Here is a 25,324-nt window from a genome sequence, read left to right as displayed (position 1 = left end):
GGACATGGGGCGGTTGGGCATGATCCGGCACGTCGTGCACCCTACCGACCCCCGCCGACCACCCCGGCGGACGGCCTTGGCGGGTAGCCGTGCGGAGTACGCACTAATCTTGAGGACATGTCGAGCCCCGCCGAGCGGTACGCCGCGGCGCGCCGCCGGGCCGCGCAGGCCTCCCAGTTCCCGGCGCTGGACGAGTTCGCCCTCGATCTGGGGTTCGATCTCGACGACTTCCAGCGTGAGGCGTGCCAGGCCCTGGAGCGGGGCAGCGGCGTGCTGGTCTGCGCTCCCACCGGCGCCGGCAAGACCGTCGTCGGCGAGTTCGCCGTACACCTGGCCCTGCAGGGGACGCCCGCGCGGCCGGCGGCGGCCGGCGGCGGCGAGCAGCCGCCCGCCCGGCGCAAGTGCTTCTACACCACGCCGATCAAGGCACTGTCCAACCAGAAGTACCACGACCTCGTCGACCGGTACGGCGCCGAACAGGTCGGCCTGCTCACCGGCGACAACGCGATCAACGGCGACGCCCCCGTGGTGGTGATGACCACCGAGGTGCTGCGCAACATGCTCTACGCCGGCTCGGCCACTCTGGAAGGCCTGGCCTACGTGGTGATGGACGAGGTGCACTACCTCGCCGACCGGTTCCGCGGCGGGGTCTGGGAAGAGGTGATCATCCACCTGCCCGCCTCGGTCACCCTGGTCTCGCTGTCGGCCACCGTCTCCAACGCCGAGGAGTTCGCCGACTGGCTGGTCACCGTGCGCGGTGAGACCGCGGTGGTGGTCAGCGAGCACCGGCCGGTGCCGCTGTGGCAGCACATGCTGGTCGGCAAGCGGATGTTCGACCTGTTCCACGACGCGGACGCGGCCCGCAAGCACGACGTGCACCCGGAGCTGCTGCGCTACACCCGCGACACGGTGCGCCGCCTGGAGCTGGGCGAGGGGCGCAGCGCCGGCCCCGGCGCCGGGCGGCGCGGTCCCCGCTGGCGCGGCCCGATGCGTCCGGACATCGTCGACCGGCTCGACCGCGAGGGGCTGCTCCCGGCGATCCTGTTCATCTTCAGCCGCGCCGGCTGCGCCGCCGCCGTGCAGCAGTGCCTCGCCGCCGGGCTGCGCCTCACCTCGCCCGAGGAGCGCGCCGAGATCCGCCGGGTGGTCGAGTCCCGGGTCACCGCCATCCCCGGCGAGGACCTGACGGTGCTGGGCTACTGGGAGTGGCTCGACGGGCTGGAGCGCGGCCTGGCCGCGCACCACGCCGGCATGCTGCCGGTGTTCAAGGAGGTCGTCGAGGAGCTGTTCGTCCGCGGCCTGGTCAAGGCGGTCTTCGCCACCGAGACCCTCGCGCTGGGCATCAACATGCCGGCCCGCTGCGTGGTGCTGGAACGGCTGGTCAAGTTCAACGGCGAGGCGCACGTCGACCTGACGCCGGGGGAGTACACGCAGCTCACCGGCCGGGCCGGCCGGCGCGGCATCGACGTCGAGGGGCACGCCGTCGTGGTGTGGTCCCCGGAGACCGACCCGCGGCACGTCGCCGGGCTCGCCTCCACCCGGACGTACCCGCTGCGCTCCAGCTTCCGGCCGTCGTACAACATGGCGGTCAACCTGGTCGGCACGGTGGGCGCGGAGCCCGCCCGGGCGCTGCTGGAGTCGTCGTTCGCGCAGTTCCAGGCGGACCGGTCGGTGGTCGGCCTGGCGCGGCAGGTGCAGCGCAACACCGAGACCATCGAGGCGTACGGCGTGGAGGCCGCCTGCCACCACGGCGACTTCGACGAGTACTTCGCGCTGCGGGTGGCGATCGCCGACCGCGAGCGGGCCATCGCCCGGCAGGGGCAGACCCAGCGCAAGGCGACGGCGGTCGCCTCGCTGGAGCGGCTGCGGGTCGGCGACGTGATCCGGGTGCCGTCGGGTCGGCGGGCCGGGCTGGCTGTCGTGCTCGACCCGGCCACCGGCGGCTTCGGCGAGCCGCGCCCGCTGGTGCTCACCCAGGACCGCTGGGCCGGCCGGGTCAGCCCCGGCGACTTCACGACTCCGGCGGAGGTGCTGGCCCGCATCCGGGTGCCCAAGCACTTCAACCACCGCTCCCCGGGTGCCCGGCGCGACCTCGCCGCCGAGGTCAGCGGCACCGGCCTGGACCGGCACGGCGGTCGCCGCGGCGGTCGCTCCCGGGAGGCCGCCGGCGAGGACCACCGGCTCAGCCAGCTCCGCACCGAGCTGCGCCACCACCCCTGCCACGCCTGCCCGGACCGGGAGGAGCACGCCCGCTGGGCGGAGCGGCGCCGCCGGCTGGAGAAGGACACCGAGGAGCTGCGCCAGCGGGTGGCCGGCCGGACCGGCTCGCTGGCCCGGACGTTCGACCGGATCGTCGCGCTGCTCACCGCCCGGGGCTACCTCTCCGCCGACGGCGGGGTCACCGACGCCGGTCGGATGCTCGGCCGGATCTGGACCGAGGCGGACCTGCTGGTCGCCGAGTGCCTGCGCCGGGGAGTCTGGGACGGGCTCTCCCCGGCCGAGCTGGCCGCCGCCGTCTCGGTGGTGGTCTTCGAGGCCCGCCGCGACGTCGACGAGCGGGCCTCACTGCCCCGCGGCCCGGTCGCCGACGCGGTCGACGAGACGCTCAAGCTGTGGGGGGAGATCGAGGCCGACGAGGCCGGCCGAGGTCTCACCGTCACCCGCGAGCCGGACCTCGGCTTCGCCTGGCCGATCTACCGCTGGGCCCGGGGCGAGGCGTTGGCCAAGGTGCTGGCCAGCGGGCACGAGATCGACGGGGAGATGCCCGCCGGCGACTTCGTGCGCTGGTCCCGGCAGGTCGTCGACCTGCTCGGTCAGCTCGCCGACTCCGGTGGCGCCTCGGCCGACCTGCGGTCCACCGCGCGGCAGGCGATCGCCGCCGTCAACCGAGGCGTGCTGGCGTACCACTTCTCCACATGAGACCCACCCCGCGGCGTCCGTCGCTCGTCCCGGCCCGCCCCGGCCGGTGGTCAGGGCCGGTCGGCGAGGGCGTCGACCAGCCGCCGGCAGGAGCCGGCCAGGTTCCACCGCTGCGCCAGCTCCAGCAGCCGCTCCGGCTGCGCGGGCGCCGTCGGCAACGCGGTGGGCAGCGCCGGCAGCGGTACGTCCCGGGCCACCTCCACCACCTTCGGCGCGACGGCCAGGTAGCCCCGGGCCGCGTCCAGCTTGGCGCGCAGCCCCGGCGCGAAGCCGGAACCGGGCTCGTCCAGCGCGGCGAGGATGCCGGCGAGGCCGCCGTACCGGTCGATCAGTCGGGCGGCCGTCTTCTCGCCCACCCCGGGCACGCCGGGCAGCCCGTCGCTCGGGTCGCCGCGCAGCGCGGCGAAGTCGGCGTACCGGTCGGCGGGCACCCCGTAGCGGGCGCGGACCGCCGCGTCGTCGCAGTCCTCCAGCTTGGCCACGCCCCGCCCGATGTAGAGCAGCCGCACCGGGCGCCCGTCGTCGACGAGCTGGAACAGGTCGCGGTCGCCGGAGACCACCTCCACCGGCGCGTCCTGGGTCACCGACAGCGTGCCGAGCACGTCGTCGGCCTCGTAGCCGGTCGCGCCGACCGCGGTGATGCCGATCGCCTCCAGCACGTCCAGGATCATCGGCACCTGCGGGGAGAGGGTGTCCGGCACCACCTCGCCGCCCTGCGGCGCGACCCGGTGCGCCTTGTACGACGGCAGCAGTTCCACCCGCCAGGCTGGCCGCCAGTCGTGGTCCAGCGCGCAGACCATCCGGTCGGGGCGGCGGGTGCGCACCAGTTGGGCGAGCATGTCGAGGAAGCCGCGGACGGCGTTGACCGGCTGGCCGTCCTCGGTCTTCGCGGCCGACTCGGGAATGCCGAAGTAGGCCCGGAAGTAGAGACTCGGCGCGTCGATCAGCAGGATCGGGGGTCGCTGTGCCACGCCCGACAGCCTGTCACAGCCCTACGACGGTGTGGGGACGTGGCGGGCCGCGCCGACCTGGTCGGCTCCGGTCCGGGCCCTTGCCGTCCCGCCGTGGCTCACCGCTCGTCGTCGTGGCGGTAGAGCGTCTCGCGGCGGGCCACGTACTGCAGGGCGTAGCTGGACAGCAGCAGCACGATCGCCAGCACCACCTCGACGCCGGCGAGGACGCCGTCGGCGACGGTCAGGCCGAGCCCGAGCAGCGCCAGCCCGAGCACGGCGAGGATGCCGGCGAGGAGCAACCGGCGACGCCGCCTGACCGCGCGCTCCTGCGCCACCGCGCCCCCTTCCGCCGACCGACTCCGGTCCAGGCTATCGGCGGTGATCGGCGGGCGGACCGATATTCGCCGCTGGCCGGGGCCGCAGCCGGCAGACAGGCGAACGACGAGAGTGTCGCCCTCCCGGGCGCTCAGCGGACGCCGACGACGTCCCGGTCCCCGGCCCGGTCGACCGGCAGGTCGGCGAAGTCGCGCAGCCGGCGTACGGGCGAGCGGAGCAGGGCCAGCGGCGCGCCCACCGCGGCGGCGGCGAAGACGAACAGGGTGCCCCGCGCGCCGACGACACCGGCGAGGGCGCCGGCGACCAGCCCGCCGACGGGGATCGCGCCCCAGGAGACGAAGCGGACGGTGGCCATCACCCGGGAGAGCAGCTCGGGCGGGCTGGCCGTCTGCCGGTAGGTGCGGGTGGTCACGCTGAGCACCACCACGCTGCCGGCGAAGACCACGTTGCCGACGGCGAACGCCAGGTACGCCGGCCAGCCCAGCCCGAGCGGGACGACGAACGCGCCGGCGACGGAAACCACGCAGGCGACCAGGACCGACCGGGCGGTGCCCCACCGGCTGGTGATCCACGGGGTCAGCGCGGCGCCCACCAGCGACCCGACGCCCTCCACGGCGAGCAGCACGCCGACCAGCACGGCCGGGGCGTGCAGCTCGCGGACGAGGTAGAGCGGGTAGATCGCGAGCTGCGCCCCGCAGACGAAGTTCACCGCGGTGGCGGTCCACATGGTCGGGCCCATCACCGGGTGACGGGTCACGTAGCGCCAGCCCTCGCCGATCATCTGGCGGATCGGGGGCCACCGGTCGGGGGCGTCCGCGCGGCGGGCCGGCAGCGAGCGCAGCAGCGCCGCGGAGACGAGGTAGCTTGCCGCGTCGACCAGCACCGTCGGCACCGCGCCGAGGGCCTGCACCGCGAGCCCGCCCAGCGCGGGGCCGCTGAGCTGGGTGGCGGCGTGGGTGGCCGAGGTCAGGCTGTTGCGGGCGTGCAGCTGCTCGCGGCCGACGATGGCCGGCAGGAAGGTGGAGTTGGCGACGTCGAAGAGCACGTTGGCGAAGCTGACCACCAGCGCCACCACGACCAGCTGGGCGACGGTCAGCCACCCCCACCACCAGGCCAGCGGGATGGACGCCACCGCGACGGCGCGGGCCAGGTCGGCGCCGACCTGCGCGCCGCGCAGCGGCAGCCGTTGCACGATGACCCCGGCGGGCAGCCCGATCACCAGCCAGGCCACGTAGCCGGCGGCGGCGACCAGGCCCATCTCGAAGGCGGTCGCGTCCAGCACGGTCAGCGCGGTCAGCGGCAGCGCCACCCCGCCGACCGCCGACCCGACCAGGCTGGTCGTGCCGGCGGCCCACCAGCGCCAGAACACCCCGGCTCCCTGCTCGACGGTCATGACCGTCAACCCCCGTCCCCGAGCCAGTGAGTTCCAATCTGGAACGGACTATAGTCGACGGCGGACCGAGCGAGGAGGTGGGTGGATGAGGCGGGCGGACCTCGCCGACGCCGACTGCGGCATCGCCCAGGCCCTCGGCGTGCTGGGCGACTGGTGGACCTTCCTGATCGTGCGCGACGTCGCCGGCGGCACCACCCGCTTCGACGCGCTCCAGCGCGAGCTGGGCGTCAGCCGCCGGGCACTGACCGAACGACTCGCCGCGCTGGTCGAGCACGGGGTGCTGCGCCGGGAGGCGTACTCGCACCACCCGCCGCGCTACGACTACCTGCTCACGCCGAAGGGGGAGGGGCTGCTGCCGGTCCTGGTCGCCCTGCAGGACTGGGGCAGCCGGCACGTGATGGGCGACGGGGCCCTCACCGCGACCGCGCGCGCCGACTCCGCCGAGGCCCGCCGGGTACGCCAGCTCGTCGGCCGCCGGCTGCCGGCGGGCACGCTGCCCCGGCACGACGGCGGCGACGAGCCGCCGGCCGTACCGGGCCGCTGGACGGTGCTCTACCTCTTCCCCGGCGCGTTCGCCCCCGGCGATCAGGGACTTCCGCCGGGCTGGGGGGACATCCCCGGCGCCATCGGGTGCACGCTGGAGGCCCGCACGTACGCCGACCGCCACGAGGTCATCCGGACCGCCGGCGCCGAGGTGCGCGGCGTGAGCACCCAGCGCCCCGACCAGTTGCGGGCCTTCGCCGAGTACGCCCGGCTGCCGTACCCGCTCCTGTCCGACCAGGACGGGCGGCTCGCGGCGGGGTTGCTGCTGCCGACGTTCCGGGTCGGTGGGGTGGACCGGTTCAAGCGGCTCACCCTGCTGGTCGACCCCGACGCCGTGGTCCGCGCGGTGCAGTACCCGGTGACCGACCCGGCCGGCTCGGTGGCGGAGATGGTGGAGCTGGTCCGGCGGTCGTGCGGCCACCCGTCGCCGCCGTGACCCGAGGCACACCCGACCAGCCGCAGCGCTCACTACGGCCCCGCCACGCCGACGCAGCTCACCCCGGTTCGCCGTCCGGTGCGGGCGGCTCGGGCAGTGTGCATACTTGCGCGGTTAATGTTGTCGCCAGGCAAGGGTTTCCCCCATGCCCGGCGGCTCGGCGATGGGGGCGAGTGGTGGTCGAACAGACGGTGCCGCGGCGACGCGAGACGGCGGGCAGTGCCGGCGGGCCGATGGCCGATCCGGGCCTGCGGCAGCTGCTGGCGGGCCTGACGGCGGTGCGGGACGGCGACTTCGGCACCCGGCTGCCCGAGGACGCCGACGGGCTGCTCGGCGAGATCGCCACCGTCTTCAACGGCATGGTGGACCAGTTGTCGCTGTTCACCTCCGAGGTGACCCGGGTGGCCCGGGAGGTCGGCACCGAGGGCCAGCTCGGCGGTCAGGCCGAGGTGCCCGGCGTCTCCGGCACCTGGAAGGACCTCACCGACTCGGTCAACGCGATGGCCGGCAACCTCACCGACCAGGTCCGCGACATCGCCGAGGTGGCCACGGCGGTGGCCCGGGGTGACCTGTCGCAGAAGATCACCGTCGACGTGCGCGGCGAGATCCTCGAACTGAAGATCACCATCAACACGATGGTGGACCAGTTGTCGTCGTTCGCCGACGAGGTCACCCGGGTCGCCCGGGAGGTGGGCAGCGAGGGCCGTCTCGGCGGTCAGGCCGAGGTGCCCGGTGTCGCCGGTACCTGGCGCGACCTCACCGACTCGGTGAACTTCATGGCCGGCAACCTGACCAGCCAGGTCCGCAACATCGCCCAGGTCACCACCGCCGTGGCCCGGGGTGACCTGTCGCAGAAGATCACCGTCGACGCCCGCGGTGAGATCCTGGAGCTCAAGAGCACCATCAACACGATGGTGGACCAGCTGTCGTCGTTCGCCGACGAGGTCACCCGGGTCGCCCGGGAGGTCGGCACCGACGGGCGGCTCGGCGGCCAGGCCCAGGTCAGCGGCGTCGCCGGCACCTGGCGCGACCTGACCGACTCGGTCAACTCGATGGCCGGCAACCTCACCGACCAGGTGCGTAGCATCGCCCAGGTGGCCACGGCGGTGGCCCGGGGTGACCTGTCGCAGAAGATCACCGTCACCGCGCACGGCGAGATCCTGGAGCTGAAGAGCACCATCAACACGATGGTGGACCAGCTGTCGTCGTTCGCGGACGAGGTCACCCGGGTCGCCCGGGAGGTGGGCACCGAGGGCCGCCTCGGCGGCCAGGCCGACGTGAAGGGCGTCTCCGGCACCTGGAAGGACCTCACCGAGTCGGTCAACGTGATGGCCGACAACCTCACCGCGCAGGTGCGCAGCATCGCGGAGGTCACCACCGCGGTCGCCAAGGGCGACCTGACGCAGAAGATCCGGGTCGACGCGCGGGGGGAGATCCTGGCGCTGAAGGAGACCATCAACACGATGGTCGACCAGCTCTCCGCGTTCGCCGACGAGGTGACCCGGGTGGCGCGCGAGGTCGGCACCGAGGGGCGGCTCGGCGGTCAGGCCCGGGTCTCCAACGTGGGCGGCACCTGGAAGGACCTGACCGACAACGTCAACGAGATGGCCAACAACCTCACCAACCAGGTGCGCTCGATCGCGCTGGTCGCCACCGCCGTCGCCCAGGGCGACCTGAGCCGGCAGATCACCGTCGAGGCCAAGGGTGAGGTCGCGGTCCTGGCCCAGACCATCAACACGATGGTCGGCACGCTGAGCGCGTTCGCCGACGAGGTGACCCGGGTGGCGCGCGAGGTGGGCACCGAGGGACGCCTCGGCGGTCAGGCCCGGGTGCCCAACGTCGCGGGCACCTGGAAGGACCTGACCGACAACGTCAACTCGATGGCGAACAACCTCACCGGCCAGGTTCGCAACATCGCCCAGGTCACCACGGCGGTGGCGCAGGGCGACCTGACCAAGAAGATCGACGTCGACGCCCGCGGCGAGATCCTGGAGCTGAAGACCACCATCAACACGATGGTCGACCAGCTCTCCAGCTTCGCCGCCGAGGTCACCCGGGTGGCCCGGGAGGTGGGCAGCGAGGGCCGCCTCGGCGGTCAGGCGGAGGTCGAGGGCGTCTCCGGCACCTGGAAGCGGCTCACCGAGAACGTCAACGAGCTGGCCGGCAACCTGACCCGCCAGGTGCGGGCGATCGCCGAGGTGACCAGCGCCGTCGCCACCGGCGACCTGACCCGGTCCATCACGGTGGACGCCCCGGGCGAGGTCGGCGAGCTGAAGGACAACATCAACTCGATGGTGGAGTCGCTGCGCGAGACCACCCGCACCAACCAGGAACAGGACTGGCTCAAGACCAACCTGGCCCGCATCTCCGGGCTCATGCAGGGCCACCGCGACCTCGAGGTGGTCGCCGGTCTGGTGATGAACGAGCTGGCGCCCCTGGTCTCCGCGCAGCTCGGCACGTTCCTGCTGGTCGATGACCTGTCCGAGGGCAAGGCGCTGCGGGTGGTCGGCGGCTACGGGCACGACGCCACCCGGCGCCGCTACGCCCTCGGCGACTCCCTCGTCGGGCAGGTGGCGGTGAGCAAGCGGGCCATCGTGGTCGACGCGGTGCCGGCCGACTACGTGACCGTCTCGTCCAGCCTGGGGGCCGCCGCCCCGCTGCACCTGGTGGTGCTGCCGGTGCTCTTCGAGGACCAGGTGCTCGGCGTCATCGAGCTGGCCAGCATGAGCCGGTTCACCGACACCCAGCGCGACTTCCTCGACCAGCTCACCGAGACCATCGGGGTGAACGTCAACACCATCGTGGCCAACGCCCGTACCGACATCCTGCTCACCGAGTCCCAGCGCCTCGCGGCCGAGCTGCGGACCCGGTCGGAGGAGCTGCAGGCCCGCTCCGAGGAGCTGCAGCGCTCCAACGCCGAACTGGAGGACAAGGCGGCGCTGCTCGCCCGGCAGAACCACGACATCGAGACGAAGAACTCCGAGATCGAGCAGGCCCGCCAGGAGCTGGAGGCGCGTGCCCAGCAGCTCGCGCTCGCCTCGAAGTACAAGTCCGAGTTCCTGGCCAACATGAGCCACGAGCTGCGTACCCCGCTGAACTCGCTGCTCATCCTGGCCCAGCTGCTCGCGCAGAACCCGAACCGCAACCTGACCAGCAAGCAGGTCGAGTACGCGACGGTGATCCACTCCGCCGGCACCGACCTGTTGCAGCTGATCAACGACATCCTCGACCTGTCGAAGGTCGAGGCCGGCAAGATGGACATCAACCCGGAGACGTTCGACCTGTCGGTCCTGCGCGACTACGTCGATGCCACCTTCCGCCCGTTGACCACGCCGCGCGGGCTGGAGCTGGACATCGTCACCGGCCCGGACGTGCCCACCACCCTGCACACCGACGAGCAGCGGCTGCGCCAGGTGCTGCGCAACCTGGTCTCCAACGCGGTCAAGTTCACCGAGCAGGGCAGCGTGCAGCTGCGCATCGAGCGGGCCCGGCCGGACGAGCTGCCCGGCGGCGTCGAGCCGGCGGAGACCGTCATCGCGTTCCGGGTCATCGACACCGGCATCGGCATCGCCGAGCAGCACCTGACCGCGATCTTCGACGCCTTCCAGCAGGCCGACGGCACCACCAGCCGCCGGTACGGGGGCACCGGCCTCGGTCTCTCCATCAGCCGCGAGATCGCCCACCTGCTGGGCGGCCGGATCACCGCGCAGAGCGTCCTGGGTCAGGGCAGCACCTTCACCCTCTACCTGCCGGCCACCGTCGTCGGACCGTACGGCGTCGAGGCCGTCGGCCCGGTCGGCGGCCACCTGGCCGGGCCGGCGGAGCCGGACACCTACCGGCGTACCGAGCAGCGGCGCCTGCTGGTGCTCGAGGGCCACGACAAGGGCCTGCTCACCATGCTGGCCCAGGGCGTCGCGGCGGGGCCGGCGGAGCACGCGGTCGACGTGTCCACGGCGGTGGACACGACGTCGGCGATCGAGGCGCTCAGCGCGCACCGGTACCACCTGCTGGTGCTGCACCTGGACATGTCCGTCGAGGGGACGGCCCTGCTCAAGGCGCTCGACGACCACCCGGACCTGCACCGCCTGCCGGTGCTGGCCTACCACGGGCAGCCGCTGACCGCCGGCCAGGAGACGTTGCTGCAGGCCATCGCCAAGGACCGGCCGCTGGAGGTGCTGCGCAGCCTGGACGACCTGCGCGAGCGGATCGCCCTGCACCTGTCGGCGGAGAGCCCCGACCGGGTCGTGCCGCTCACGCCCCCCACCGCCGACGCCACGCTGGCCGGGGACGCGTTCGCCGCGGCGCTGACCGGGCGTAAGGTCCTGGTCGTCGACGACGACGCCCGCAACGTCTTCGCGCTGACCAACATCCTGGAACTGCACGGCATCGACGTCGTCTACGCCGAGAACGGCCGCAAGGGCATCGAGACGCTGATGCGCCACGACGACATCGACCTGGTGCTGATGGACGTGATGATGCCGGAGATGGACGGGTACGCCGCCACGGCGGCGATCCGGGCCATGCCCCGCTACGCCGAGCTGCCGATCATCGCCGTCACCGCCAAGGCGATGCACGGCGACCGGGAGAAGAGCATCTCCTCGGGCGCCAGCGACTACGTCACCAAGCCGGTCGACGCCGACGACCTGCTGCACTGCATCCACCGCTGGCTCAGCAGCTGACGTCGCCGTCCGCCTCCCGGGACCCGGTGCCCCGGGAGGCGGACGTTTCCCCGACGCACCCGTCCGGCCCCGCGACCAGCGGTGACCCGGCCGCCGGTGCTGGGTGCGGCGCTGGTCGGGCTCGCGGTGACCGTCTGCCTGTGGTGGCTCTACTTCGACCACGTCGCGCCCGCCGCCGAGCGGACCCTCGACCGGTCGACGGGGGACCGCCGGGACCGGATCGCCAGCGACGCCTACAGCCTCTCCCACCTGCTGCTGGTCGTCGGCGTCATCTACGTCGCGCTCGGCGTCGAGGAGGTGCTGACCGTCGTGCACGGCGCGCCGCGGCCGCCGGGTCGATGAGCTGGTCCGGCGTCACCGCCCTGTACGGCGGGACGGCGCTGTTCCTGGTCGGGCGGCTGCTCTTCCTGCGGTTCTCCGCCTACCCGGTGCGCCGGGCCCAGGTGGCCCTCGTCGGCGTCATCCTGGCGCTGCTGCCGCTCGGTCGGGCCCTGCCCGCGGTGGCGGCGCTCGGCCTGCTCGCCGTGGTCCTCCTGGTCGCCGCCGTGTAGGAGCGGCGGCATCGGGCCCGGCCCGGGGCGGGTGGCTGGCGAACCGGCGACCGACTCCCGGGAGCGCCCAAACGACCGTTAAGCTGACGGGGTGGGAACCGCCGAACTGTATCCGCCCGACCGGCTGGTCGCCGCGCGCCGCGCCACCGCCGCCGCCGGCCTGGACGCGCTGCTTCTCACCCCCGGTTCCGACCTGCGCTACCTGACCGGCTACGACGCGCACGCGGGGGAGCGGCTGACCTGCCTGGTGCTCCCCGCCGAGGGCGAGCCGACCCTGATCGTCCCCACCCTGGAACGTCCGGCCGCCGAGGCGTCCCCGGCGCCGGCCACCGGCGTGCGCATCGTCGACCACGCCGACGGCACCGACCCGTACCCGCTGGTCACCGCCGCCCTCGGCGGACCGGTCGCGGCGGTCGGGCTGGCCGACCGGATGTGGGCCGAGCAGGTCCTCGGGCTGCGCGCCGCGCTGCCGGGGGCGACCCAGCGGCTCGCCGGGGAGGTGCTGCGCGAGTTGCGGGTGCGCAAGTCGCCCGCCGAGATCGCCGCCCTGGCGGAGGCGGGTGCCGCGATCGACGCGGTGCACGCCCGGATGGGTGAGTGGCTGCGGTCGGGGCGGACCGAGGCCGAGGTGGCCACCGACATCGCCGCGGCGATCCGCGCCGCCGGCCACGCGACCGTGGACTTCGTCATCGTCGCCGCCGGCCCGAACGGCGCCAGCCCGCACCACGGCACCTCGGACCGCCCGATCCAGGCCGGCGAACCCGTCGTCGTCGACATCGGCGGGACCATGCCCTCGGGTTACTGCTCCGACTCGACCCGCACCTACCTCGCCGGCGGACGCGCCCCGGCCGAGTTCACCGACTACTACCAGGTGCTGCAGACGGCGCAGCGCGCCGCCGTGGCCGCGGTCCGGCCCGGCGTCACCGCCGAGGCGGTCGACGCGGCCGCCCGCGAGCCGATCACCGCCGCCGGGTACGGCGACGCCTTCCTGCACCGCACCGGCCACGGCATCGGCCTGGACGGGCACGAGGAGCCGTACGTCGTCGCCGGCAACTCCCGGCCGTTGGAGCCCGGCATGGCGTTCTCCATCGAACCCGGCATCTACCTCGCGGGCCGACACGGCGCCCGCATCGAGGACATCGTCGTCTGCACAACGGACGGCGTGCACCGGCTCAACACCACCCCCACGGAGCTCATCGCGCTATGACTGTCGACCGGATCCTCCCCACCGACGAGGCCCACGACCTGCTCGACCTCGCCACCGAACTCGCCGACCGCGAGCTGGCCCCCCGGGCCGCCGGGTTCGAGGAGCGCGCCGAGTTCCCCCGGGAGGTGCTGCGCACCCTGGGCCGGGTCGGCCTGCTCGGCCTGCCCTACGCCGAGGAGTACGGCGGCGCCGCCCAGCCGTACGAGGTCTATCTCCAGGTGCTGGAGATCCTGGCCAGCCGCTGGCTCGCCGTGGCCGAGGCGGTCAGCGTGCACACCCTGTCCTGCTACCCGGTGGCCCAGTTCGGCAACGACGCCCAGCGCAAGCTGCTGCCCGACATGATCGGCGGGGAGCTGCTCGGGGCGTACTGCCTCTCCGAGCCGCAGGGTGGCTCGGACGCGGCGGCGATGACCACGAAGGCCGTCCGCGACGGTGACTCGTACGTCGTCTCCGGCACCAAGGCGTGGATCACGCACGCCCGGGTGGCGGACTTCTACAACATCTTCTGCCGCACCGGCGGCCCCGGCCCGAAGGGCATCTCCTGCCTGCTGGCCGACCGGAACACCCCGGGCCTGCACCCGCAGGCCGCCGAACGGACCATGGGCCTGCACGCCTCCCCGGTCGCGCAGATCGCCTTCGACGACGCCCGGGTGCCCGCCGACCGGCTGATCGGCGGCGAGGGCATGGGCTTCACCATCGCCATGTCGGCCCTGGACTCCGGCCGGCTCGGCATCGCCGCCTGCGCGGTCGGGCTGGCCCAGGCCGCCCTCGACTACGCGGTCGGCTACGCGAAGGAACGGCGGCAGTTCGGCCAGGCGATCATCGACTTCCAGGGGCTCGGCTTCAACCTCGCCGACCTGGCCACGCAGATCTCCGCCGCCCGGGCGCTGACGCTGGCCGCCGCCCGGCTGCGCGACGCCGGCCGGCCGTACTCGATCGAGGCGGCGAAGGCGAAGCTCTTCGCCACCGACGTGGCGATGCGGGTGACCACCGACGCGGTGCAGGTGCTCGGCGGCGCCGGCTACGTCGCCGACCACCCGGTGGAGCGGTACATGCGGGAGGCGAAGGTGCTCCAGATCGTCGAGGGCACCAACCAGATCCAGCGGCTGGTGATCTCCCGGGCGCTGGCGAAGGGCTAGCCTGTCCCGGTGACCTTCCCCCGGATCACCGTCGACCCCGAGGTGATGGGTGGCGCGCCCTGCGTGCGGCAGTCCCGGATCCCGGTGGCCACCCTGCTGGCCATGATGGCGGAGGGGATGTCCGTCACCGACATCCTCACCGACCTGCCCTTCCTCGACGAGGAGGACATGGCCGAGGTGCTGAACTACGCGGCCGATGCGGTGCGCGACCGGACGGCCCGCCCAGCGTGACCGCGGGCGGCCGGTCGTCGCACCCCGGGCTTCCACCCGGTAGGTTGCACGCCGTGGAGGAGATCGACCGCGCCATCGTCGCCGCGCTGACCGTTGACGGTCGGCTGTCGTACACGGATCTGGCGGAGAAGGTGGGGCTGTCGGTCTCCGCGGTGCACCAGCGGGTCCGCCGGCTGGAGCAGCGCGGGGTGATCAACGGCTACGCCGCCCGGGTCTCGTTCGAGGCGCTGGACCTGCCGCTGACCGCGTTCGTGGCGATCCGCCCGTTCGATCCGTCGCAGCCGGACGACGCGCCGGAGCGGCTGGCCCACCTGCCCGAGATCGACTCCTGCTACTCGGTGGCGGGGGAGGACTTCTACCTGCTGCTGGTGCGGGTGGCCGGCCCGGCCGACCTGGAGCGGGTGCTCCAGGAGATCCGCACCGCGGCCAACGTCACCACCCGCACCACGGTGGTGCTCTCCACCCCGTACGAGGGGCGACCGCCGAAGATCGACCTCGACCCGCGGACCCGGGTGCGGCCCCGCGCCAACGGCGAGGCCGGCTGAGCGGGCCGGTCAGCCGCCGTTCCAGCGGAGGATGACACGACGCCCGTGCTCGTGCCCGAGCACGGAGACCGTGGCGGTGTCCAGCCGGAGCTTCCCGCCGCCGGACGGGGGCAGCCCGATCCAGCGCGCGCCCACGACGCGCAGGCTGTGCGCGTGCCCGACCAGGGCGACGCTGCCCTGGTCGAGCAGGGGAACGACCCGGTCGAGCAACCGGTCGACCCGCTCGCCGATCTGTTCCGGCGTCTCTCCGCCGGGACAGCCGTCGGTCCAGATGTTCCACCGCGGGTCGTCCTGGTGGATGTCCACCGTGGTGCGGCCCTCGTACTCGCCGTAGTTCCACTCGACCAGGTCCTCGTCCACCTCGTCCACGGTGAGGCCGGCGAGCTGCGCGGTGGTCCGGGCGCGGGCCCGAGGGCTGGACAGCACCCGGGCGAACCGGCGGCCGACGAGCACCCCGCCGAGGGCGCGGGCCTGCCGCTCGCCGTCGGGGGTCAGCTCCAGATCGGTGTACGAGGTGTGTTGACGGCTGGCGCTCCAGGTGGTCTCGCCGTGCCGGACGAGGAGGATCTCGCTCATGCCCCCCAGTCAACCAGTACCGGACGCCGCCGGCCGGACAGTGACGAACCCACCTATTGTCCTAGGACGGCCTAGCGGGGGTGGCGTGACCGGCCGGGCCTCTGTAGCGGCGGCCGTTCGCTCGCGTCAGGCCGTTGCGGGCGGTCGAGCCAGTAGACAGAAGGCGGCCACAGCAGGTCGGCACGGGTGCCGCCTCCTGGCCGTCGCAGCGTGGGCTACGCGCGTCCGCTCCCGTTGCCCTGGGGTGGGGGACCGGCGGGCCAGGCCGATGCCGTGGCAGGGCTCGTGACCGCCGGCGGTGGCCTCTCGAGCGCATATCGGCGAGGTGGCGGTAACCGCCCTCCCGCAACACCCCCGTGTCGCCGACACGGAGTCGACCATGCCGATTCCAGCGGGCCGGCAGCCGTGCCCCCGGGCGGCCCAAGCCCACCTGGTGCGCCCGGCACGTTCATCGCGCCCCGCGACGCGCGCCAGGATGGCGCCGCGTAGGGCATCCCTCAAACCAGTATCCTAGGATGCCCTACGCGGCGCGACCCTGGTCACAGCCCAGCAGAGCCGCGACCAGGAGACGCACGGTTTCGGGCCCTGGTGACCGGGGAGGCACCGGGGAAGCGGGGCGGAGCGTCCCGCACACCGCCGGAGCAGCAGGAGGCGACATGAGCTTCACGGAGAAGGCGAAGAACAAGGCCCAGCAGCTCACCGGCGTCGCGAAGGAGCGGATCGGCGACATCACCGACAACGAGCCGTTGCGGGGCGAGGGCGCCACCGAGCAGAGCACCGCCCGGGCCCGGCAGACGGGCGGGGACCCCAGGGACGCCCGTCGCCGGGCGCGCGACACGTTCCGCTGACCCAGCACCTGACGAGCGGTCTCCGGGGGTGCCCCGGGGGCCGCTCGGTTAGCGTGGCGGGCGTGACGGTCGCCCGGTCCCTGCTGCTGTTCGCCCTGGCCGCGCTCGCCGAGATCGGCGGGGCGTGGCTGGTCTGGCAGGGCTGGCGGGAGCACCGCGGCCTGTGGTGGATCGCGGCCGGGGTGATCGCGCTGGGCTGCTACGGCTTCGTGGCCACCTTCCAGCCGGATCCGCACTTCGGCCGGATCCTGGCCGCGTACGGGGGTGTGTTCGTGGCGGGGTCGCTGGCCTGGGGAATGCTCGTGGACGGCTTCCGGCCGGACCGGTGGGACCTGGTCGGCGCGGCGATCTGCCTGGTCGGCGTCGCGGTCATCATGTACGCGCCCCGCGCCGGCTGACCCCTCCGCCCGTTGAACGATCCGCGAACGCCATCGCCCGGCACCCCGTGGCGCGGGTGCCGGGCGATGGCGGGGTCGGGTCAGTCGTCGCGGTGGGCGGACCACCACTGCTGGCCGGCCTCGGGCAGCGTGTCGATCGGGTCGTAGTAGGCGTAGCGCTTGTTGAGCGCCTCCAGGTCGGCGGACTCGATCGAGGTGCGGTAGTTCTTGGTCCAGTACGAGATGCCGCGTTCGCGGTCGTACTCGGTGAGCATGTGTACCCAGCGCTTGCCGACGAAGGGGACGTCGCAGACGATCCGCGGGGTGGCGTAGCCGGGCAGGTAGCCCATGATGTCGTGCTGGAGCTGCTGGGCGTGCCAGACGGGGACCCGCCAGTGCTCGGCGTTGGGGATCATGTCGCACATGTAGAAGTAGTACGGCAGGATGCCCGCCTCGCCCTGCAGGGCGAAGCAGAGGTCGAGCAGGTCGGGGGCGGTGGCGTTGACGCCGCGCATGAGCACGCCCTGGTTGCGTACGTCGCGGACGCCGACGTCGAGGGCGGTCTGGGCGGCCTTGGCGACCAGCGGGGTGATCGACTGGGCGTGGTTGACGTGGGTGTGGATGGCCAGGTTGACGCCGCGTCGGGCGGCGGTGCGGGCGACCCGCTCCAGGCCCTCGACGACGTCGTGCTGCAGCCAGTGCTGCGGCAGGCCCATCAGCGCCTTGGTGGCGAGCCGGATGTCGCGGACGGTCTCCAGTTCCAGCAGCCGCATCAGGTACGACTCGAGGTTGCGCCACGGCACGTTGGCCACGTCGCCGCCGGAGACCACGACGTCGCGGACGCCGGGGTGGGCCTTGAGGTAGGCGATGTGGGCGTCGTAGCGGTCGACGGGCTTGAGGGTGAGCTTGAGCTTGTCGACGGCGGGGGTGGAGTTGCCGACCAGGTCCATCCGGGTGCAGTGCCCGCAGTACTGCGGGCAGGTGGAGAGCAGCTCGGCGAGGACCTTGGTGGGGTAGCGGTGGGTGAGGCCCTCGGCGACCCACATGTCGTGCTCGTGCAGCGAGTCGCGGCTGGCGTACGGGTGTGACGGCCAGTCGGTGCGCCGGTCGGAGGCGACGGGGATCATGTAGCGCCGCACCGGGTCGGCGAGGAACGCCTCGGTGGTCATCGGGGCGAACGGGACCATGGTGTTGAGCATCTGCGGCGGCACCAGCATGGACATGGTCGCCAGGGCGCTCTGGTCGGCGGCGAGGTCGTCGTAGAAGGTCTCGTCGACGAGGTCGCCGAGGACGGTGCGCAGCTGCTTGATGTTCTTGACGCAGTTGACGCGCTGCCACTGGGCGTTCTCCCACTGGTCGCGGGTGACGTGGCGCCAGCCGGGGAAGCGGGTCCAGTCGGGTTCGACCAGGGGGCTGCGGCGGTATTCGTACGGCTGCCCGGCGGTCGGCGTCGCGACCGGGGCGTGACGGGGTTGAGGGATGGTCTCAACCGGTTGGGTCTGGGTCACGGCCCCTCCTCGGTGCGTGGTGGTGCAGATGATCAGCGGCCCGTAGGCTACTGGAAAATATCCGGTGAAGAAATTAGTCTGCCGGAAGTTTTCCCGCGATGCGAGCCCAGGCCGGGGCTTCACGCGGCTGACAGGGGAGGTCGGCGTGACGTCACCGGTGGGTCTGCACCGCGTTGTGGAACCGGCGGGGGTGCTGCCGCAGGCGGCGTGGCGGCTGGACGCCGACCCGCGGATCGCGCCGAACGAGGTGCGGATCCGGGTCGAGCGGCTGAACCTGGACGCGGCGAGCTTCCGGCAGTTGTCGGAGAAGCACGGCGGCGACGGGGAGAAGGTCCGCGCCGAGGTGCTGGAGATCATCGCCGCCCGGGGCAAGATGCAGAACCCGGTGACCGGGTCGGGCGGCATGCTGATCGGCACCGTGGAGGAGGTCGGCCGGCGGTCGCCGCTGGAGCTGACGGCCGGTGACCGGGTGGCGACGCTGGTGTCGCTGACCCTGACCCCGCTGACCATCCTCGACGGGCTGGCCCGCTGGGACGGGCGCAGCGAGCAGGTGCCGTGCGACGGGTACGCGATCCTGTTCGCCCGGTCGATCGCGGCGGTCCTCCCGGCGGACCTGCACCCGGAGCTGTCCCTGGCGGTGCTGGACGTGTGCGGGGCGCCGGCGCTGACCGGGCGGGTGGTTGCCGGGTACGTCGAGCAGCGGCGGAGTGCCGGTGACCCGACGCCGGTGACCGTGGCGGTGATCGGTGGGGCCGGCAAGAGCGGGTCGCTGTCCCTGGCGGCGGCGCGGCGGGCGGGCGCGGGTCGTACCGTCGGGGTGGTGCCGGTGGCGGCGGAGCGCGACGCGCTGACCGACGCCGGGCTGGCCTCGGTGGTCGCGTTGGCCGACGCCCGGGATCCGGTGGCGTTGTCGACGGCGGTGACGACGGCGCTGGGGGTGCCGGCGGACGTGACGGTGGTCTGCGTGGACGTGCCGGGTTGCGAGCACGGGGCGGTGCTGGCCACGGCGGACGGCGGCACGGTGATCTTCTTCTCGATGGCGACGAGCTTCGCGGCGGCGGCGTTGGGCGCGGAGGGCCTGGCGGCGGACGTGACGATGCTGGTGGGCAACGGCTACGTGCCGGGTCACGCCGAGCTGGCGCTGGGTCTGCTGCGGTCGGAGCCGGGGGTCCGCGCTCTGTTCGAGTCCCGGCTGACGGCAGACTGAGTGTCATGACGAACCCCTCGACTCTGTACCGCGGTGGCGTGCTGCACTGTCCGGCCGATCCGCGCGCGACGGCCCTGCTGGTGGCCGACGGCCGGATCGCCTGGTTGGGCGCGGACCGGGACGCGCCGGCCGCCGACCGGGTGGTGGAGCTGGACGGTGCGCTGGTGACGCCGGCGTTCGTGGACGCGCACGTGCACGCCACGGACACGGGGTTGGCGTTGTCGGGGTTGGACCTGTCCGGGGTGCGGTCGGCGGCGGGGCTGCTGGAGGCGGTGGCGGCGTTCGCGGCGGGGTTGCCGTCGGACGCGGTGGTGCTGGGGCACGGTTGGGACGAGTCGAACTGGCCGGTGCCGCAGTTGCCGGACGCGGCGGCGCTGGACCGGGCGGCCGGGGGTCGGCGGGTGTACCTGTCGCAGGCGTCGATCCATTCGGCGCTGGTGTCGGCGGCGCTGCTGGCGGCGTGTCCCGAGGCGGAGCGGGCGGCCGGGTACGACGCGTCGGGGTGGTTGCGTCGGGACGCGCACCACGTGGTGCGGGCGGCGGCGTTCGCGTCGGTGACGCGCCCGCAGCGGGTGGCGGCGCAGCGGACGGCGTTGGCGCACGCGGCGTCGTTGGGCATCGCGGCGGTGCACGAGTGCGGTGGTCCGGAGATCTCCGACGAGGAGGACTTCACCGGTCTGCTGGCGGTGTCGGGCGACGGGGTGCCGGAGGTGTACGGCTACTGGGGTGAGCTGCTGGGTGCGGCGCGGGCCCGGGAGTTGGGCGCGGTGGGTGCCGGTGGTGACCTGTTCGCCGACGGCGCGTTGGGGTCGCGGACGGCGCACGTGTCGTCGGCGTACCTGGACGGTGACGCGGGTTCGTGCGGGCACGGGTACGTCTCCGCGGACGAGGTGCGTGACCACCTGCTGGACTGTGCGGCGCACGGGATGCAGGGCGGGTTCCACGCGATCGGGGACGCGGCGATCTCGACGGTGTTGCAGGGGTTCGCGGCGGCGGCGGAGAAGCTGGGCACGGACCGGGTGCGGGCGGCGCGGCACCGGGTGGAGCACGCGGAGATCATGAACAAGCGGCTGATCGCCGGGTTCGTGGAGTACGGGATCGTGGCGAGCATGCAGCCGGCGTTCGACCGGTTGTGGGGTGGCGCGGGTCGGATGTACGAGTCGCGGTTGGGGTTGGACCGGTCGTTGGAGTCGAACCCGATGGGGGCGATGCACGCGGTCGGGGTGGCGTTGGCGTTCGGGTCGGATTCGCCGGTGACGCCGCTGGACCCGTGGGGTTCGGTGCGGGCGGCGGCGGCGCATCACAACCCGGTGCAGCGGATGAGTGCGCGGGCGGCGTTCGCGGCGCACACCCGGGGTGGCTGGCGGGCGGTGCACCTGGACAACGAGGGTGTGCTGGCGTTGGGGGCGCCGGCGACGTTCGCGGTGTGGTCGACGCCGGCGGGGGTGGAGCGGGGTCTGCCGGTGTTGCAGGCCGACGACCCGGAGCTGCGGGGTCCGCAGGATCCGACGCCGTTGCCGGTGTGCCGGCGCACGGTGCTGCGCGGTGAGGTCATCTATGAGGAAGGGTCTGCGTGAGCGAGCGAACCATCGAGGCGGCACGGGCGCGGGTCGCGCCGGCGAGTGGGGCCGGGGTGACGGCGTGACGGGCAAGCTCGACCTGGATCCGGTGCTGGTGGCGCGGGCGCGGGAGTTGGCGCGCCGGGCCGGGCAGCCGGTGGTGGATCTGGCGCGTAGCCACACGACGGTGTCGGTGGAGCGGGCGGTGTTGCGGCTGGCCGGGGTGACCGGCGCGGACCCGGACGGCATTCCGTGGGTGAACCGGCTGGTCGACGCGGTGGTCGCCGACGTCGGGTTGGGGCACGGGGTGGCGGCGCCGGTGTTCGACGCGCTGGCCCGGGAGCAGATCAGCGACGTGACGTTGCTGGCGCAGAAGGCGGCGGCCGGGTCGGTGCGGTTCCAGCAGCCTTCCGGGAAGGCGGCCACCGCCGCCCGGAAGGCGGCGCGCCGGGCGGTCGGGGCGGGCGTCCGGTTGATCGACCGGCGGCGCGCGGAGCGGGACCGGCTGGTGAAGCGGTACGGGGATCCGGCGCAGCGGCCGTGGATCTACCTGATCGTCGCGACCGGTGACATCTACGAGGACATCCCGCAGGCGCAGGCCGCGGCGCGGGCCGGCGCGGACGTCATCGCGGTGATCCGGTCGACGGGGCAGTCGCTGCTGGACTACGTGCCGGAGGGGGCGACCCGGGAGGGTTTCGCCGGCACGTACGCCACGCAGGAGAACTTCCGGTTGATGCGGGCGGCGTTGGACGAGACGTCGAAGGAGTTGGGCCGGTACGTGCGGCTGACGAACTACGCGTCGGGTCTGTGCATGCCGGAGATGGCGACCCTGGCCGGCCTGGAGCGGCTGGACATGATGCTCAACGACTCGATGTACGGGATCCTGTTCCGCGACATCAACCCGATCCGCACGTTCGTGGACCAGCGGTTCTCCCGGCAGGTGCACGCCCGGGCGGGGATCATCATCAATACCGGTGAGGACAACTACCTGACCACCGCCGACGCGGTGGACGAGGCGCACACGGTGACGGTGTCGCAGCTGCTCAACGAGTTCTTCGCGCACGAGGCGGGGTTGGCCGACTGGCAGTTGGGGCTGGGGCACGCGTTCGAGATCAACCCGGATCTGCCGGAGTCGTTCCGGCTGGAGTTGGCGCACGCGCTGTTGGCGCGGGAGTTGTTCCCGGACGCGCCGTTGAAGTGGATGCCGCCGACGAAGCACATGACCGGGGACGTGTTCCGCGGCAATCTGCTCGACGGGTTCTTCAACCTGGTGGGCACCATGACCGGGCAGGGCATCCTGCTGGTGGGGATGATGACCGAGGCGGTGGTGACGCCGTGGCTGTCGGACCGGGACATCGCCCTGCAGAACGTGCGGTACGTGCTGGGCGCGGCCGGTGGGTTGCACGAGGACTTCGTGCCGGCGCCGGGCGGGTTCATCCAGCAGCGCGCCAACCGGGTGCTGGGTGAGGCGCTGGACCTGCTGGAGCGCATCGGTGACCAGTCGCTGTTGACGGCGATCGCCGAGGGCACGTTCGGGATCATGAAGCGGCCCGCGGACCGGGGCAAGGGCCTGGCCGGGGTGGCCGCGCACGACGCCGACTACTACAACCCGGCCACCGAGATCCTGGAAGGGGACCGCGCGTGACGGCCGCGGCGGAGAAGAAGATCGTCCGGCCGTACGGGGACACCACCGGTGACGGCATGGTGCAGGTGTCGTTCACGTTGCCGGTGCCGCACGACAAGCGGGCCGAGGGCGCGGCGATCCAGCTGGCCAACAAGATGGGCATCGACCCGGCGATGCTGGTGCACGCCAAGCCGATGAGCGAGGGGTTCACCTTCTTCGTGGTGTACGGGCGGGTGAACCATCTGGTGGACCTTTCCGCGGTGCAGGTGGTGGAGCGGGACTTCCCGCTGCTGAGCGCCAAGGAGGTCAACGCGGTGGTGAAGCAGCGGTTGCGGCGCAAGCTGTCGGTGGTGGGGGCGTGCATCGGCACGGACGCGCACACCGTGGGCATCGACGCGATCCTCAACGTGAAGGGCATCGCGGGGGAGAAGGGCCTGGAGTACTACCGGGAGCTGAAGGTCACCAACCTCGGTGCGCAGGTCAGCGTGCCGGAGCTGGTGGAGGCGGCCCGGGTGGAGAAGGCCGACGCGGTGCTGGTGTCGCAGGTGGTGACGCAGCGCGACGCGCACCTGCACAACACGCGGGAGATGTCCGCGGCGTTCCGGGAGGCGATGCCGGCGGGGAAGCGGCCGCTGCTGATCGTGGGCGGGCCGCGGTTCGACGAGACGATGACCGGCGAGTTGGGCGTGGACCGGATCTTCGGCCGGGGCACCACCCCGGGTGAGGTGGCCAGCTACCTGGTGCACGCGCTGATCACGAACAAGAAGGCGAAGGCATGAGTGATTCCCGGGTCGGGCTGACCGTCACCCACCGGCGGTATGTGCCGTACTCGCACGCCCACTACGCGGGGAACCTGGTCGACGGGGCGTACGCGTTGGGGTTGTTCGGGGACGTGGCGACGGAGGTGTGCATCCGCACCGACGGCGACGAGGGGTTGTTCGCGTCGTATTCGGATGTGCAGTTCCGCAGCGCCATGCGGGCGGGGGACGTGTTGGAGGTGACGGCGACGGTGACCCGGGTGGGTACCCGCAGCCGCACGATCGACTTCGAGGCGCGGGTGGTGTGCCGGGGTCGTCCGGACCGGTCGGAGTCGGCGGCGGAGGTGCTGGACACGCCGATCGTGGCGGTCACCGCGACCGGCACCGTGGTCGTCCCGCCGCCGGCGTGACCCTCGCCGTCTGCGCCGACGTCGGGTCCACGTACACGAAGGTCGCGGTGGTGGACCTCGACGGCGCGGCGCTGGTCGCGGCGGCGTCCGCGCCGACCACGGTCGGCACGGACGTGCTGCACGGCCTGGACGCCGCGGTCGGCGCGGCCACCGCCGGGCTCAATGCCCGGGACCTGCCGTGGTACGTGTGCTCGTCGGCCGGTGGTGGGCTGCGCCTGGCGGTGGTGGGCTACGAGCCGCTGGTCACCGCGCAGGCCGGCCGGCGGGTGGGGTTGTCGGCGGGCGCGAACGTGGTGCATGTGGCCGCGGGCCGGCTCGGCGCGGCGGAGCTGACGGCGTTGCGGGCGGCCCGCCCGGACGTGGTGCTGCTGGTCGGTGGCACCGACGGTGGGGACGCCGAGGTGTTGACGCACAACGCGACCCGGTTGGCGAAGGCCCGCTGGCGGGTGCCGGTGGTGCTGGCCGGCAACGTCGCGGTCCGCGACGAGCTGTCCGCGGTGCTGGCCGGGGCGGGGGTCCCGGTGACGGCGGCGGACAACGTGCTGCCGCGCATCGGGGTGCTGGCCCCGGCGTCGGCGCGGGCGGCGATCCGCGAGGTGTTCCTGCGGCACGTCATCGGCGGCAAGCGGCTGTCGCGGGGCACCCGGTTCGCGCGGCTGGTGCGCGCGGCCACCCCGGACGCGGTGCTGACCGGGGTGGAGGTGCTCGCCGACACCCTGGGCGGTGACCTGGCGGTGGTGGACGTCGGTGGGGCCACCACCGACGTGTACTCGGTGCTCACCCCGGACGAGCGGGCCGACGGGCCGGGCCGGGAGGTCGCCGGGACGCTGTGGCGGGCCCGCACCGTCGAGGGGGACCTGGGGATGCGGTGGAGCGCGCCGGGGGTGGTGCGCGCCGCCGCGGAGGAACGCCTGCTCGCGGTGGGGGAGCAGGACGTTCTGCAGCGGGCGGCGGCGGTGCGGGCCGCCGACCCGGGGTTCCTGGCCGAATCCGGCGCGGAGCGGGCCGCCGACCGGCGGATCGCGGCGCTGGCCGCGACGGTGGCGCTGCGCCGGCACGCCCGGGGCGCGGCCACCGGGGAACGCGCCGGCCGGGACCTGCGGGACGTGCGGCTGATGGTGGGTTCCGGTGGGGTGCTGCGGCATGCGCCCGCCGCGGACGCCGCCGGGGTCCTCGCCGCGGTGCTGGCCGACCACGCCGGCGGGTGGCCGCTGCCCCGGGAGGCGCGCGCGGTGGTCGATGTGGACTATGTGCTGGCCGCCGGCGGGCTGCTCGCCGAGGACCATTCGGGGGCGGCGCGGGCGTTGCTGCGCCGGCATCTCGGCACGGATTGAGACGCGCCGACGCGACACGCCGTGTTGCAACACACGACTGGCCGGGGGTGGGTTGACAGCGGCGGGGGTGCAAGCCGTACCGTCTTTGAGTCCTACTACGGGAAGCGGCTGTTGTTCGCTTCGTCCCTTCGTCCGCTGGCCGAGCGACACGGTGCAACTCGTCGCGGCGGCCAGGTCCAGCGGGCGGGGGT

General features: G+C 73.3%; 22 protein-coding genes. 17 read left to right on the top strand and 5 right to left on the bottom strand.

Features of this window, described 5'->3' with window-relative positions; all coding sequences use genetic code 11:
- Window positions 1-117: 117 nt before the first annotated feature.
- A complete protein-coding gene (locus FHX75_RS05565) occupies window positions 118-2,919 on the top strand; it encodes a DEAD/DEAH box helicase (RefSeq protein WP_154936973.1) in 2,802 nt (933 codons plus the stop codon).
- Between the two features lie 50 nt (window positions 2,920-2,969).
- On the opposite strand, the gene FHX75_RS05560 is transcribed toward FHX75_RS05565, so the two are convergent.
- The 3 genes from FHX75_RS05560 to FHX75_RS05550 all read right to left on the bottom strand — a co-directional run bounded on the left by FHX75_RS05560 (window position 2,970) and on the right by FHX75_RS05550 (window position 5,601).
- Window positions 2,970-3,890: a 5'-3' exonuclease gene (locus FHX75_RS05560; RefSeq protein ID WP_154936972.1), complete on the bottom strand. Its 921-nt coding sequence runs from the start codon at window positions 3,888-3,890 to the stop codon at window positions 2,970-2,972.
- Between the two features lie 98 nt (window positions 3,891-3,988).
- Window positions 3,989-4,207, bottom strand: coding sequence for a hypothetical protein (locus tag FHX75_RS05555; RefSeq protein WP_154936971.1), 219 nt, complete (start codon window positions 4,205-4,207; stop codon window positions 3,989-3,991).
- Window positions 4,208-4,338: 131 nt separating this feature from the next.
- The gene (locus FHX75_RS05550; RefSeq protein WP_154936970.1) at window positions 4,339-5,601 is read right to left on the bottom strand and encodes an MFS transporter; all 1,263 of its coding nucleotides are present in this window, start codon (window positions 5,599-5,601) and stop codon (window positions 4,339-4,341) included.
- 85 nt (window positions 5,602-5,686) lie between these two features.
- Here FHX75_RS05550 and FHX75_RS05545 point away from each other — a divergent pair, with 85 nt between their 5' ends.
- The 8 genes from FHX75_RS05545 (at window position 5,687) to FHX75_RS05510 (ending at window position 14,932) form a co-directional block, all read left to right on the top strand.
- On the top strand, window positions 5,687-6,580 hold the full coding sequence (locus FHX75_RS05545) for a winged helix-turn-helix transcriptional regulator (RefSeq protein WP_154936969.1): 894 nt from the start codon (window positions 5,687-5,689) through the stop codon (window positions 6,578-6,580).
- Window positions 6,581-6,813: 233 nt separating this feature from the next.
- The gene (locus FHX75_RS05540; protein ID WP_154938829.1) at window positions 6,814-11,259 is read left to right on the top strand and encodes a HAMP domain-containing protein; all 4,446 of its coding nucleotides are present in this window, start codon (window positions 6,814-6,816) and stop codon (window positions 11,257-11,259) included.
- An 81-nt stretch (window positions 11,260-11,340) separates the two neighbouring features.
- Complete coding sequence (locus tag FHX75_RS05535) at window positions 11,341-11,601, top strand: low temperature requirement protein A (RefSeq protein WP_154936968.1); 261 nt, start codon at window positions 11,341-11,343, stop codon at window positions 11,599-11,601.
- Window positions 11,598-11,810, top strand: coding sequence for a hypothetical protein (locus tag FHX75_RS05530; RefSeq protein WP_154936967.1), 213 nt, complete (start codon window positions 11,598-11,600; stop codon window positions 11,808-11,810). The genes FHX75_RS05535 and FHX75_RS05530 overlap by 4 nt, the downstream gene beginning before the upstream one ends.
- Window positions 11,811-11,901: 91 nt before the next feature.
- The gene (locus FHX75_RS05525; protein WP_154936966.1) at window positions 11,902-13,017 is read left to right on the top strand and encodes a M24 family metallopeptidase; all 1,116 of its coding nucleotides are present in this window, start codon (window positions 11,902-11,904) and stop codon (window positions 13,015-13,017) included.
- Window positions 13,014-14,156: an acyl-CoA dehydrogenase family protein gene (locus tag FHX75_RS05520; protein ID WP_154936965.1), complete on the top strand. Its 1,143-nt coding sequence runs from the start codon at window positions 13,014-13,016 to the stop codon at window positions 14,154-14,156. The genes FHX75_RS05525 and FHX75_RS05520 overlap by 4 nt, the downstream gene beginning before the upstream one ends.
- Window positions 14,157-14,165: 9 nt before the next feature.
- A complete protein-coding gene (locus FHX75_RS05515) occupies window positions 14,166-14,387 on the top strand; it encodes a DUF433 domain-containing protein (protein ID WP_154936964.1) in 222 nt (73 codons plus the stop codon).
- Window positions 14,388-14,440: 53 nt separating this feature from the next.
- A complete protein-coding gene (locus tag FHX75_RS05510) occupies window positions 14,441-14,932 on the top strand; it encodes an Lrp/AsnC family transcriptional regulator (protein ID WP_154936963.1) in 492 nt (163 codons plus the stop codon).
- A gap of 9 nt (window positions 14,933-14,941) precedes the next feature.
- On the opposite strand, the gene FHX75_RS05505 is transcribed toward FHX75_RS05510, so the two are convergent.
- Window positions 14,942-15,508 (bottom strand): histidine phosphatase family protein, encoded by a 567-nt coding sequence (locus tag FHX75_RS05505; protein ID WP_154936962.1) that lies wholly within the window; start codon window positions 15,506-15,508, stop codon window positions 14,942-14,944.
- A 656-nt stretch (window positions 15,509-16,164) separates the two neighbouring features.
- Here FHX75_RS05505 and FHX75_RS05500 point away from each other — a divergent pair.
- Both FHX75_RS05500 and FHX75_RS05495 read left to right on the top strand, forming a co-directional pair.
- Window positions 16,165-16,356 carry a CsbD family protein gene (locus FHX75_RS05500; protein ID WP_154936961.1) on the top strand — a complete coding sequence of 64 codons (192 nt, stop codon included), beginning with the start codon at window positions 16,165-16,167 and terminating at the stop codon, window positions 16,354-16,356.
- A 62-nt stretch (window positions 16,357-16,418) separates the two neighbouring features.
- Window positions 16,419-16,754 carry a YnfA family protein gene (locus FHX75_RS05495; RefSeq protein WP_154936960.1) on the top strand — a complete coding sequence of 112 codons (336 nt, stop codon included), beginning with the start codon at window positions 16,419-16,421 and terminating at the stop codon, window positions 16,752-16,754.
- 80 nt (window positions 16,755-16,834) lie between these two features.
- Here FHX75_RS05495 and FHX75_RS05490 read toward each other — a convergent pair whose 3' ends face one another.
- Window positions 16,835-18,241 carry a KamA family radical SAM protein gene (locus tag FHX75_RS05490; protein WP_154936959.1) on the bottom strand — a complete coding sequence of 469 codons (1,407 nt, stop codon included), beginning with the start codon at window positions 18,239-18,241 and terminating at the stop codon, window positions 16,835-16,837.
- 145 nt (window positions 18,242-18,386) lie between these two features.
- On the opposite strand from FHX75_RS05490, the gene kdd reads away from it, so the two are divergent.
- From kdd to FHX75_RS05460, 6 genes are all read left to right on the top strand, one after another.
- The gene (kdd, locus tag FHX75_RS05485; RefSeq protein ID WP_154936958.1) at window positions 18,387-19,448 is read left to right on the top strand and encodes an L-erythro-3,5-diaminohexanoate dehydrogenase; all 1,062 of its coding nucleotides are present in this window, start codon (window positions 18,387-18,389) and stop codon (window positions 19,446-19,448) included.
- 5 nt (window positions 19,449-19,453) lie between these two features.
- Window positions 19,454-21,025 (top strand): amidohydrolase, encoded by a 1,572-nt coding sequence (locus FHX75_RS05480; protein ID WP_154936957.1) that lies wholly within the window; start codon window positions 19,454-19,456, stop codon window positions 21,023-21,025.
- A gap of 64 nt (window positions 21,026-21,089) precedes the next feature.
- Entirely contained in the window at window positions 21,090-22,652 is a 1,563-nt protein-coding gene (kamD, locus tag FHX75_RS05475) for a lysine 5,6-aminomutase subunit alpha (RefSeq protein ID WP_154936956.1), read from the top strand.
- A complete protein-coding gene (gene kamE / locus FHX75_RS05470; RefSeq protein WP_154936955.1) occupies window positions 22,649-23,410 on the top strand; it encodes a lysine 5,6-aminomutase subunit beta in 762 nt (253 codons plus the stop codon). Before kamD ends, kamE begins: the two co-directional genes overlap by 4 nt.
- A complete protein-coding gene (gene kal, locus FHX75_RS05465; protein WP_154936954.1) occupies window positions 23,407-23,799 on the top strand; it encodes a 3-aminobutyryl-CoA ammonia lyase in 393 nt (130 codons plus the stop codon). The genes kamE and kal overlap by 4 nt, the downstream gene beginning before the upstream one ends.
- Window positions 23,796-25,133 carry a glutamate mutase L gene (locus FHX75_RS05460; RefSeq protein WP_154936953.1) on the top strand — a complete coding sequence of 446 codons (1,338 nt, stop codon included), beginning with the start codon at window positions 23,796-23,798 and terminating at the stop codon, window positions 25,131-25,133. Before kal ends, FHX75_RS05460 begins: the two co-directional genes overlap by 4 nt.
- Window positions 25,134-25,324: the final 191 nt, after the last annotated feature.

Source organism: Micromonospora palomenae (genome assembly GCF_007829925.1).
In the GTDB taxonomy this organism is placed as follows: domain Bacteria; phylum Actinomycetota; class Actinomycetes; order Mycobacteriales; family Micromonosporaceae; genus Micromonospora; species Micromonospora purpureochromogenes.
This window is presented reverse-complemented; position numbering and strand designations above follow the sequence as displayed.